The 10,836-nt window shown below is 41.9% G+C and carries 12 protein-coding genes; 11 read left to right on the top strand and 1 reads right to left on the bottom strand.

Annotated elements, in window-relative coordinates; all coding sequences use genetic code 11:
- The first annotated feature begins 132 nt into the window (after positions 1–132).
- The 11 genes from GNF10_RS31285 to GNF10_RS31245 all read left to right on the top strand — a co-directional run bounded on the left by GNF10_RS31285 (position 133) and on the right by GNF10_RS31245 (position 9,218).
- A complete protein-coding gene (locus GNF10_RS31285; protein WP_185587849.1) occupies positions 133–1,707 on the top strand; it encodes a GMC oxidoreductase in 1,575 nt (524 codons plus the stop codon).
- A gap of 30 nt (positions 1,708–1,737) precedes the next feature.
- Positions 1,738–2,238, top strand: coding sequence for a DUF1622 domain-containing protein (locus GNF10_RS31280; RefSeq protein ID WP_185587851.1), 501 nt, complete (start codon positions 1,738–1,740; stop codon positions 2,236–2,238).
- A gap of 39 nt (positions 2,239–2,277) precedes the next feature.
- Positions 2,278–2,640: a glycine zipper domain-containing protein gene (locus GNF10_RS31275; protein WP_185587853.1), complete on the top strand. Its 363-nt coding sequence runs from the start codon at positions 2,278–2,280 to the stop codon at positions 2,638–2,640.
- A 27-nt stretch (positions 2,641–2,667) separates the two neighbouring features.
- Complete coding sequence (locus tag GNF10_RS38085) at positions 2,668–2,835, top strand: hypothetical protein (RefSeq protein WP_221643609.1); 168 nt, start codon at positions 2,668–2,670, stop codon at positions 2,833–2,835.
- Positions 2,811–3,104 (top strand): hypothetical protein, encoded by a 294-nt coding sequence (locus GNF10_RS38080; RefSeq protein ID WP_221643610.1) that lies wholly within the window; start codon positions 2,811–2,813, stop codon positions 3,102–3,104. The genes GNF10_RS38085 and GNF10_RS38080 overlap by 25 nt, the downstream gene beginning before the upstream one ends.
- 11 nt (positions 3,105–3,115) lie before the next feature.
- A complete protein-coding gene (locus GNF10_RS38075; protein WP_221643611.1) occupies positions 3,116–3,475 on the top strand; it encodes a hypothetical protein in 360 nt (119 codons plus the stop codon).
- A gap of 38 nt (positions 3,476–3,513) precedes the next feature.
- Positions 3,514–4,248: a two-component system response regulator RppA gene (rppA, locus tag GNF10_RS31265; protein ID WP_185587855.1), complete on the top strand. Its 735-nt coding sequence runs from the start codon at positions 3,514–3,516 to the stop codon at positions 4,246–4,248.
- 45 nt (positions 4,249–4,293) lie between these two features.
- Positions 4,294–5,628: a two-component system sensor histidine kinase RppB gene (gene rppB, locus GNF10_RS31260; protein ID WP_185587857.1), complete on the top strand. Its 1,335-nt coding sequence runs from the start codon at positions 4,294–4,296 to the stop codon at positions 5,626–5,628.
- A 256-nt stretch (positions 5,629–5,884) separates the two neighbouring features.
- Entirely contained in the window at positions 5,885–6,925 is a 1,041-nt protein-coding gene (locus tag GNF10_RS31255; RefSeq protein ID WP_185587859.1) for a DUF389 domain-containing protein, read from the top strand.
- A complete protein-coding gene (locus GNF10_RS31250) occupies positions 6,922–7,440 on the top strand; it encodes an HPP family protein (protein WP_185587861.1) in 519 nt (172 codons plus the stop codon). Before GNF10_RS31255 ends, GNF10_RS31250 begins: the two co-directional genes overlap by 4 nt.
- 206 nt (positions 7,441–7,646) lie before the next feature.
- A complete protein-coding gene (locus GNF10_RS31245) occupies positions 7,647–9,218 on the top strand; it encodes a Na+/H+ antiporter (protein ID WP_185581748.1) in 1,572 nt (523 codons plus the stop codon).
- A gap of 95 nt (positions 9,219–9,313) precedes the next feature.
- Here the strand turns inward: GNF10_RS31245 and GNF10_RS31240 are convergent, their stop codons facing one another.
- Positions 9,314–10,591: an ATP-binding protein gene (locus tag GNF10_RS31240; protein ID WP_185581749.1), complete on the bottom strand. Its 1,278-nt coding sequence runs from the start codon at positions 10,589–10,591 to the stop codon at positions 9,314–9,316.
- Between the last annotated feature and the right edge of the window lie 245 nt (positions 10,592–10,836).

Raw genomic sequence — 10,836 nt, 5'->3', positions numbered from 1 at the left:
ATCCATTAGAGAGAAGCAATATTGTAATTAAAGCTTTAGTCTAAGCATAATAATCTGTCTTCAGAGCTATTTAAATTTTGATAAAACTTATAAATTAAACCGTAATTAATATGAAATTACTAATTATCAATTATGACTAGCATCACAGAACATTACGACATCATTATTATTGGTACAGGTGCTGGTGGAGGTACATTAGCCCACCGCCTTGCACCCATAGGTAAAAAAATTCTAGTACTGGAAAGAGGCGACTTTTTACCGAGAGAAAAAGCAAACTGGAATCCAGAGGAAGTCTATCAAAAACATCGTTACCATACAGATGAACAATGGTATAACAAGGAAGGTAAAGCCTTTCAACCTCAGACAGGCTACTGGGTTGGTGGCAATACCAAACTCTACGGTGCAGCCCTAATTAGATTCCGGGAGCGAGATTTTGAAAGGGTAATTCATAAAGAAGGAATTTCTCCAGAATGGCCTTTGAAGTATCAAGACTTTGAGCCATACTACACCCAAGCAGAAAAGCTATATGACGTGCATGGACAGGAAGGAGAAGACCCCACCGAACCACCTCGCAGCGAACCATATCCCTATCCGCCAGTGAGTCATGAGCCAGATATGCAGTCCCTTGCTGATGGCATTCGGGAACTAGGTTATTACCCATTTCACCTACCACTAGGATTAAAGCTCAATGAAAGCGATCGCCTAAATAGTCCCTGCATTCGCTGCGATACTTTTGATGGATACCCCTGTCTGGTACAGGCAAAAGCCGATGCTGATGTCAACGCCATTCGTCCCACCCGCGAAAAGTATGCCAATGTTACTCTTTCAACTAATACTAAAGTTTTGCGGCTGCATACCAGTGAGTCGGGGCGAGAAGTTACGAAGGTAGAAACTGAAATTGCAGGAGAGCAACATTGGTTCACAAGCGATATTGTGGTTGTTGCCTGTGGTTCTGTCAACTCAGCTGCTTTGCTGTTACGCTCTGCTAATGACAAACATCCCAACGGATTAGCAAATAGTTCCGATCAGGTGGGGCGGAATTTCATGAAGCAACTGGAAACGGCCATAGTTTCCATACATTTAGAGGTGAATCACGCCAACTTTCAAAAAACCATCGCCGTCAACGATTTTTACTGGGGAGAGCCGGATTTCCCTTATCCGATGGGTATGGTGCAGAATACAGGTAATGTCCTAGCCGATATGATTCCCGGAGAAGCCCCGCCACTAATGGCTCCATTTGTCAAGCTGATTCCTCATTTTGAGCGCCATTTGCTGGCCGAGCGATCGGTTGGCTGGTGGCTGCAAACAGAGGATTTACCAGACCCAAATAATCGGATTCGGGTGGTGGGTGACAAGATTCATGTTGACTATACATTGAACAATATCGAAGCAAGCGATCGCTTAATTCATCGATGGACATCTGTACTCAAGTCAATCCCTCACTCAGCTAAACACGTCTTGCCATTTAGCATTTATCCCCGCACTCACATACCAGAACAAGCAGTTGCTCATCAATGCGGTAGTTGTCGATTTGGCACAAATCCCAAAACCTCAGTCCTTGACATCAATTGCCGTACTCATGATGTCGATAATCTTTATATTGTAGATAGTAGTTTCTTTCCCTCAAATTCGGGAGTTAACCCCACGCTGACGATTATGGCAAATGCTTTGCGCGTTGGCGATTTGCTTGCAGCAGCGCTTCTCTAACGCATAGCTGAACGATTGAAGTAGAAAGCTATGAAAAAAGAGGCATCACAAGATTCATTAATTAATTTGATATTGCCCCTAGCCCTCATACTAGGGCTAGTTCTGCTTTTGAGTTTGAATGTGGAAGCTGGAGGGCAGGGCAGGGAAACTACTCCTCTAGAAACATGGCTGAAAGTCATTGTTGGTTATTTGGCAGCAGGGACAGAAATTGCCGCAGCAATTGTGATTGGCGCAGCAGTGATCCGAGGCATTGCTGCTTATTTGCGATTGTTATTCTCTCGCTCCAAGCAACATTTTGATGCCACAGAAGGAATTCGTTTGCAATTGGGGCGAGTGCTGGCATTAGGGTTGGAATTTACTGTCGCCAGCGATATTTTACGGACGGCAGTAGCACCCACCCGCCAGGATATTTTGAATTTAGGAGCGATCGTTTTGCTGCGAACCTTGCTGAATTATTTCTTAGAGCGTGAGATTCAGCAGGGAGAACAACGCCGTTTACCAGAACGACAAACTATTGAGAATGTAAGATAAAACTAAAACTTTTCAAATTATTTCCAGGATGGACAAATTATGAATGATAAACACACTGATTTAGAAAAGCAAAACCAAACCTCCCCTGAAACATCCCCTAATGTTCATACTATTGCAACGGGATTGGGAGCAGCAGGAGGTAGTGTTGCAGGAGCTGCACTAGGTCGCTCAATTGGTGGTAAATTGGGTGCTGCGATTGGCGGCGTTGCAGGGGCAATTACTGGTGGAGTTGCAGGTAATAAGTTAGCAGAGTACGCCGAGGAATTTATTGAGGAACTTCAGCCAACAGTTGGGTTGGGATTAGGAGCAGATCATAAACCAATTGAACTACCCTCTCATTATTCTTGGGAAGAATTACAGGCACTATCAAAACCCCAAGGTGGAGAAATGCAAGCTACATAAGTCAATAATTTTAATTACGAATTAATCATGTTTCCACTTTGGTTAAAAGCAGGTTTCTGGGGTTTAGTTGGTGGTTCAGCGCTGCTACTGGGTTCCGCAGTAGGTTACTACGCCAAGATTCCCCCAAGGGCGATGTCTAGCGACAAGCCGCAAGCGTCTACGCCGCAGTTATGGCTTTTGGTGCTGGTGTGCTAATTTCAGCACTAGCGTTTGAACTAATGGATGAAGCTTATAAGCGTGGTGGCTTTGACTCAACAGCGATCGGATTTGTCAGTGGTGCAGTTGTATATACAGCAGCAAACTGGTTTCTGTCCTATCAAGGTGCAAAGCATCGCAAGCGATCGGGTGAACAGCAACCATCGGAAGAAGAAAACAGTGGGAGTGGGATGGCGATGTCTAACGACAAGCCGCAAGCGTCTACGCAGTCGGTGCATTACTTGATGGTATTCCAGAATCTATTGTGATTGGTGTCAGCATGATTGACGGAGGAGTTGTCAGTTGGGTGACTGTGGCTGCTGTTTTTCTGTCTAACGTTCCAGAAGGACTTTCTAGCGCTGCTGGGATGAAAAAAGCAGGGCGTTCAACTGCCTACATCTTCGGTGTGTGGGGAGGAATTGCTATCATCTCTGGAATAGCAGCACTTCTAGGCTATGCTTTATTCAGTCATTTTTCACAAGAAATCATTGCCGCAACTACTGCTGTAGCGGCAGGCGCTATTTTAGCAATGATTACAGATACCATGATTCCAGAAGCTTTTGAGCAAGCACATGATTTTGCTGGACTGATTGTTGTCTTGGGGTTTCTTACTGCTTTTGTTCTTAGCAAACTCGGTTGACAATTACAGTTTCAACCGTCTTTTAGCACTGTGTGACTATGCGACTTATATTAGTTGAGGATGAAGCAGATTTAGGTGCAGCAATAAAACAAGTCCTGAGCCATGAGGCGTATATAGTTGACTGGTTTCTAGATGGTACTCAGGCATGGCAATATTTAGAAACTGGCTGGACTGAGTACACACTTGCGATTTTTGATTGGATGCTGCCTGGAGTTTCAGGGATAGAGTTGTGTAAATGGTTGCGATCGCGCCAGTTAATTCTACCTGTATTAATGCTAACGGCTAAAGACCGGATGGAAGAAAAGATTATCGGTTTAGATAGCGGTGCAGATGATTATTTAGTTAAACCCTTTGATATGGCAGAACTGCTGGCAAGATTACGGGCATTGCAACGGCGATCCTCTTATGTAGGAGCAACGCTTACGCCTCAAGTCAAACCCCGACGCTTACAAGTAGGTTGCCTGACCCTCAATTACAGCACTCATGAACTTACTCATCAGCATATTCATGGTGAAAAACAAGTATTCTCTTTAACTGTCAAGGAATTTCAATTATTGGAGTATTTCATGAGGCATCCTAACCAAATTATTAGCCGTGACCAAATTATTAATCAGCTTTGGGAAATTGGCGCAGAACCAGTTAGCAATGTAGTAGCAGCACAAATTCGCTTATTGAGACGCAAATTAGGAGAAGAAGACAGCGAATCTTTGATTGAAACTGTTTATGGTGTGGGCTATCGTCTCAATATTCCGGCCGCGGAAATAGGCAGATGATTTCTGCTAAATCGACAGCGACACTTTCAGCAAGGTTATAGAAATATGGAACGCAATCCCATTTTCCACCAGACTCGGTTGCGGCTTGCAGCTTGGTATACCCTCGTCATGGGCGGTATTTTGGGGCTATCTAGTTTGGGGGTTTATAGTGTGGTTGCCCATGCTTATCGTGAAACCATAGACCAGGGATTGCAATCAGTCGCAAACGCACTCCATAAAAGCATTGAACCGGCTTGGCAACAACCCGGACAATTACAACGCCTGAATAAAGAATTTTCTTTAGAATTATGTGTGGCTCAGACAAATTGTTTGCCTAAAACAACAGCTATTAAAAAATCAATCACAGAGGCGGCGAATCCAGTTAATTACTATATACGCTTATTGGATCGCTCAGGAAAACTTTTTGCTAGTGGAGGTATGGAATTTGACAAGTTACCGATTACCTCAGAATTACAGTATTGGCAGATATTGACAGATTCCTCTGGCGCTCGATACCGCGAAATCACTTTACCTTTGTATACTCAAAAACAAGTTTCGGGTTATCTAAAAGTGGCGCGTAGTATCACTGATTTAGACCAACATCTGGCTTATTTAAGATTAGCTTTGGTGTTGGGATTGCCAATTTCCATGATTTTCGTTGGTTTGTCTAGTTGGTGGTTGGCAGGAAGGGCAATGCAACCTGTATATTTTTCTTACCAACAAATGCAACAATTTACTGCTGATGCTGCCCATGAGTTTCGTACACCTTTAGCAGCAATGTACTCTACTATTGAAGCTGCTATCAAGTTACAGCAAGAACCAAAAGCCAATGGTGGAATTTTAGATGTACTCAAACGCCAAAATCGGCGCTTATCACAATTAGTTGGAGATTTATTGCTATTAACTAGGATAGACCAAAAAGAACTAACAGGAGAATATCAGTCTTGCTGTTTGAATGATTTAATTAGCGATTTAACTGAGGAATTAGCATTTTTGGCAGTAGAAACTAAGGTAAATCTCTCTAAACAGGTGCAAGTCTCAGAAAAACTGTATGTGATGGGATATGAAGAACAGCTTTATCGCTTAATTTCCAACTTAATTGCCAATGCAATTCAAGCTACATCTAGCGGTGGAAAAGTCACGGTTTTTTTAGAAAAGAGTGAGCTTTACGCCATGATTAAAGTTGAAGATACAGGAATTGGTATTGCTGTTGAACATCAACAGCGAATTTTTGATCGCTTCTACCGAGTAGATCGCAACCGCTCTCGCATCTCTGGCGGTTCAGGATTGGGATTAGCCATCGCAATCGCGATCGCCAGAGCGCATAAAGGCAATATTCACGTTCAAAGTCAACCTGGGCTAGGTAGTATATTTACAGTTCGACTTCCACTTTCATCGTGATTTCTGGAAATAAATGTTGCTATCTAATGCATTATTTATCTTGATAACGATATTCTATGCTAAGTAAGTTGGTGGGAATAAACCAAATTATATATATTACGAAACATAAATATGCTTAAAACCCTTACCAATGACAAAGGACTAATGACTAATGACTAATGACAGTCACCGCCAGTTAGCTTTAATTACACCGACTTACTTAAAGAAAGCTTTTGTTTAAAATCCAGAATCTAAAATCATTTGATTTGGAGGAGTTTTGATAAATAATATTCGCAATCGCTTTGCGGGTTTTAAGCGCAAAAGGGTTGAACCATTACAACTAAAACAGTTGGTAGATGAGTTGTTGTCAGAGTCTAGTCTCGACGCAACATATTTGGTTTTGATTATTGGCTCATGTGCGATCTCTACATTTGGTCTACTTGCCAATAGCACTGCTGTAATTATTGGCGCAATGATTATCGCACCTCTAATGTTGCCAATTCGAGGTTTAGCCTTTGGTGCATTAATTGGAAATATTAACCTATTTCGTAAAGGCGTAATAGCAGTATTCTTAGGCACATTACTAGCACTTTTAATTTCTTGCAGTATCGGTTGGATCGTTAATCTACCTAGTTTCGGCAGTGAAGTGCTATCTCGCTCCAAACCTAACCTGCTTGATTTGGGTATTGCGATCGCAGCAGGTTGTATCAGTGGCTACGCTAAGGTAAATTCAAAAATCTCTGCTAGTGTGGCAGGGACAGCAATAGCTGTTGCCCTTATGCCCCCAATTTGCGTTATCGGTTTAGGTCTAGCAAAATTTAACTTGTCACTCAGCTTAGGAGCGACTTTGCTCTACCTAACAAACCTTTTGGGTATTAGCCTTGCTTGTATGCTGACATTTTTATTCACTGGCTATTCTCCTGTCGATCGCGCACGAAAAGCACTACTATGGGCACTGGCGTTAACAGGTGCTTTACTGATACCTTTGACTGTGAGCTTTACCCGATTAGTTAGACAAGCACAACTCGAAACCCATTTGAGAAAGGCACTCCTAAACCGAACCGTAACTTTTCAGCGTTTGGAACTACTAAAAACTGATACTAATTGGCTCACTAACCCACCCCAAGTTCGCTTGAGCGTTCGCGCACAGGAAACTGTAACATCGAAGCAAGTAAGTCTTTTAGAAGCGTTTCTCGAAAAAGAAATGGGGCAACGTTTTTCCCTGATTTTTGAAGTTAGTCAGGTAAAAGAAGTCAGACGAGAAATATCAGATTCTCCTAACAAAAGTCTAATAGACAAGGAAGAAAAGGAGGAATGAATAACGAACCTAGAGAATTAGAATCTATAAAGCCAGGAAACAGTCGTAAAAGACGCAGATTAACTTTAAAGGGTGAATTTGCTCTAGCTTCAATGCCAACGCTGGTGATCCTAACCGTGCTAGCTCTGGTTGAGGTACTTAGTCGTCAGCGACTTTTATTCGCCTCTCTTGCTTCTAGTGCCTTCCTAATTTACTTAGACCCGCAACACGGCACTAATACAGTACGGACACTTGTCATCTCCCAAATATTGGCAGCTTCCATTGGCTTATTCACCTACTTGGCTTTGGGGCCTGGGTATTTATCGGCTGGAAGTGCAATGATTTTGACAATTGTTCTAATGATATTGCTAGATGTCGTTCATCCCCCCGCAGTCGCCACTTCGTTGAGTTTTGCTCTAAAGGCGGGTAATGAAAACAATTTAGTTTTATTTGGTTTGGCAGTCGGCATTATTGCCACACTGGTTTTGTTGGAACGGTGTGCTTTGTGGCTACTGACACATTACAGTCGCGATTGATGTGACACAAGTTCAAAAACATGAGCCAAAAATAGTAAAATAATTTTTTATTCAACTATTAAATAATTTTTAGCTTATTAAATTGTGATAATTATGACCATAAATCATAAAATGTGAACTTATCCTACTATTCTAAAAACGCTGACTTGTTTTAGAAAAATGTGCTGAAAAAGCTTGATTTTTTAGTTATTAACTGGAATACTCTTATGGCATTAGAGTCTACAACGGGTGAAGTCGTAATTGCAGAACAACTCAAGCAATTTCTACTAGTACTCTCTGTTTCTTTGGGTGTAGCAACACTACCACAAATTTTTAGTTGGTTGCGCCGCATTCCTTATACACTCTTACTGGTCATAGTGGGATTAGGATTAGCATTCGTGAATGTGCGATTGGTTAATCTCTCTCCTGAATTGATTTTGATGATTTTCTTACCGCCACTGCTGTTTGAAGCTGCTTGGAATTTGAAATGGTCAGACTTAAAGCAGGATTTGTTACCTATTTGTCTCTATGCAGTAGTAGGGGTAATAATTTCTATTGTGGGAGTGGCACTCGGTCTTCATCAATTCGCTGGACTTGAACTGAATATTGCTCTATTAGTTGGAGCTAGTCTATCAGCAACCGATCCAGTTTCGGTAACGGCTCTATTTCGGGAACTAGGAGCAAGCAAACGTCTAAGAACGCTGATGGAAGGAGAAAGTTTATTTAATGATGGTATGGCCGTTGTGGCTTTTGGCTTATTAGTTGCTTTGCCGTTAGGTACTGCCAAACTTGATTTACAGTCTGCTTTATTAGAATTTTTTCAAGTAGTAGGCATTGGTATCAGCGTTGGAGGATTAATTGGGTTTGGTATTTCCTATCTAACACAACGTTTCGACTTACCATTAGTAGAACAATCTCTTACCCTGGTTTCTGCCTACAGCACTTACCTAATTACAGAATATTTAGGTGGTTCTGGAGTGATTGGAGTTGTCACCACAGCTTTAATTTTAGGCAACTTTGGCTCGCGCATCGGTATGAACCCGCGCACGCGGATCATCGTTACTGAATTTTGGGAATTTCTAGCTTTTTTTGTGAATTCGATTGTTTTTCTCTTAATTGGCGATCAAATTCGCTTTGCTGTCTTAGGAGATAACCTAAAAACTATTGCAGTGACGATCGCAGCTATGATTGTGGGACGGGCAGTATCTATTTATGCTTTAAGTAGTCTTAGCAACTGGTTAGCTAAATCCGAAATTTCTTTATCTGAACAAACTGTATTGACGTGGGGTGGGCTACGCGGCTCTGTCGCCATCGCCCTGGCCTTAAGTGTACCAACCATACTCCCGCAAAGGGAAGAAATTATTGCTACAGTCTTTGGAGTAGTTTTATTTACCCTGTTAGTACAGGGCTTAACCACCCAACCATTATTAGAGAAACTCCAACTTTTAGGTTCGCAACCGCTACGTCAAAAATACACGGAAGCAATTGCCCGTCAAGTTGCTCTCCAACGGGCGCTGGAATATTTAGAAACAACACAAAAGCGTCCCGGCATTCAGCCAGAGTTTTATCGCTACCAGAAGACGCTGCTTTCAGGAGAAATTACCTTTTTGCAAGAAGAAATTGATAAGTTACTTGATGAATACCCAAATTTGCAAGAATTTACAACCGAAGAACTGCGAGGGGAATTGCTGGCAATTGAAGCTGATACATACGCTGAGTTTGTCCGCGCAGGTAAGTTAAATAAAGAACTGTCACCTTTTTTGCAAACAACCCATGACGGCACAGATGGGAAGGAATAAGTCTATACTGCATAGTAAGCGATCGCCACTTAACAAGATTGTAAACTCTTTAAATTCTGTCTTCATTTGCTCCAGCCGTCAAAAATGCTATCCGTTTAAAGGCTCCCAAGAACAACCACAGGTAATTGAACACTCACTTTAGTACCTGTCATGGTGTCAGATTCAATAGATAATTCTCCACCATGAGCATTGATGATACGTTTGCTAATGGCAAGCCCCAACCCAGTACCGCTTGGTTTTGTGGAAAAGAACGGCTGCGTTAGCTTTGACAAAACCTCTGAGGGAATTGGCTCACCACCATTGCAGACATTAATGCAGATTTGATCGGGAGACGAACTATCCACTTCCCATTTAATCGTATCTCCGGCTGAGACTGCCTCACAAGCATTGCGGACAATATTAATAAACACTTGTTTTAACTTATCTTTATCTCCTAAAATTTTGACTGTAGGTAACGCTGGGATAAATTCGATTCGCCGTGAGAGCGCTTCTGGCATCTCGCACATTGGCATCAGTAATTCACAAATAAATTCATTCACATCCAATTCACACAGTTGCAATACCTGGGGTTTGGCATAAAGCAAAATTTCACTCAGCAGATTTTCTAGCCGACTAGCCTCGCTAAGTGCCAGCGATAATCGCTCAAGAGCCGCTTCAGTCAGAACAGTTTTCTTAAAATACTTCAATCCCATAATCATTGTTGTTAGTGGATTGCGAATTTCATGCACAATCATCGCCGCAAATTCACCAATAGCTGCCAGCCGTTCTTGTTCTAAAAGCTTGGCTTGGGCTGCTTGTAGTTCTGCGGTGCGTTTTTCTACCTCAGTCTCCAGGATATGATTAAATTGGCACTGCTGCTGGTAAAGATGGTAATGGTCGATGGCAGTAGCAGCACGTTCGGCGAACAATTCCACAATTTGGATTTCTTCTTTTGTAAATTCCCTCGCTTGCCGATGAAAAGAGCAAACAGTACCGAAGACTTGACCTTCAGTAGTTTGCAAGGGTATACCTAAATATGCTCGATAACCTGGCGCAGGTTTACCATGTTCTGGATTAGCCACAGCATCCTCAACAGCTAATGTGCGCCCTATTTGCATAACTGTACCAATCAATCTACCATGCAGTGCATAAACACGAGGTGTATCTTCGGACATTTCCAGACTACTCGCTAGAATAGTTTCAAACCCCTCTTGGCAAAAGGTAACAACCGTCCAATCAACTGCAATCAGTTCGCTGACTCCACAGGCAATATTGTGTAAATAGCTACCTATCTCACCAGTGCGATAGTTCAAAGAGGACAAACGTGCTATTATCTGCCGCTCGCGCTGCCAAGGCTGTTGCAACAACATTTCTTCATCATCGGCTTTGCTCATGGATGCTTGTTGCATGGTTTAGCAAAATAAGTTAAAAAATCAAATATTAAATATTGGATTTTCCAGGTATTAACTCTGGATATCCTAATAATTTTGATGGGGAAATTTTACTAGATAAATGCGCTATTTATGCAGAAAAAGTATGAAATCTTACTTAAATAAATGTAAATTTATACAACAAATAGCAAGCAAACATCAGGCTGATTACTGAAAATTTTCCGTATCTTTTTTTAAATTTAATCACC

The organism is Nostoc sp. UCD121, from assembly GCF_014222285.1.
In the GTDB taxonomy this organism is placed as follows: domain Bacteria; phylum Cyanobacteriota; class Cyanobacteriia; order Cyanobacteriales; family Nostocaceae; genus Nostoc.
This window is presented reverse-complemented; position numbering and strand designations above follow the sequence as displayed.

What these genes read in the sequence shown, in the direction of transcription:
- GNF10_RS31285 (WP_185587849.1), top strand. Translation starts at nt 133, where the DNA reads ATGACTAGCATCACAGAACATTACGACATCATTATTATTGGTACAGGT.
- GNF10_RS31280 (WP_185587851.1), top strand. Translation starts at nt 1,738, where the DNA reads ATGAAAAAAGAGGCATCACAAGATTCATTAATTAATTTGATATTGCCC.
- GNF10_RS31275 (WP_185587853.1), top strand. Translation starts at nt 2,278, where the DNA reads ATGAATGATAAACACACTGATTTAGAAAAGCAAAACCAAACCTCCCCT.
- GNF10_RS38085 (WP_221643609.1), top strand. Translation starts at nt 2,668, where the DNA reads ATGTTTCCACTTTGGTTAAAAGCAGGTTTCTGGGGTTTAGTTGGTGGT.
- GNF10_RS38080 (WP_221643610.1), top strand. Translation starts at nt 2,811, where the DNA reads ATGGCTTTTGGTGCTGGTGTGCTAATTTCAGCACTAGCGTTTGAACTA.
- GNF10_RS38075 (WP_221643611.1), top strand. Translation starts at nt 3,116, where the DNA reads ATGATTGACGGAGGAGTTGTCAGTTGGGTGACTGTGGCTGCTGTTTTT.
- rppA (WP_185587855.1), top strand. Translation starts at nt 3,514, where the DNA reads ATGCGACTTATATTAGTTGAGGATGAAGCAGATTTAGGTGCAGCAATA.
- rppB (WP_185587857.1), top strand. Translation starts at nt 4,294, where the DNA reads ATGGAACGCAATCCCATTTTCCACCAGACTCGGTTGCGGCTTGCAGCT.
- GNF10_RS31250 (WP_185587861.1), top strand. Translation starts at nt 6,922, where the DNA reads ATGAATAACGAACCTAGAGAATTAGAATCTATAAAGCCAGGAAACAGT.
- GNF10_RS31245 (WP_185581748.1), top strand. Translation starts at nt 7,647, where the DNA reads ATGGCATTAGAGTCTACAACGGGTGAAGTCGTAATTGCAGAACAACTC.
- GNF10_RS31240 (WP_185581749.1), bottom strand. Translation starts at nt 10,591, where the DNA reads ATGAGCAAAGCCGATGATGAAGAAATGTTGTTGCAACAGCCTTGGCAG.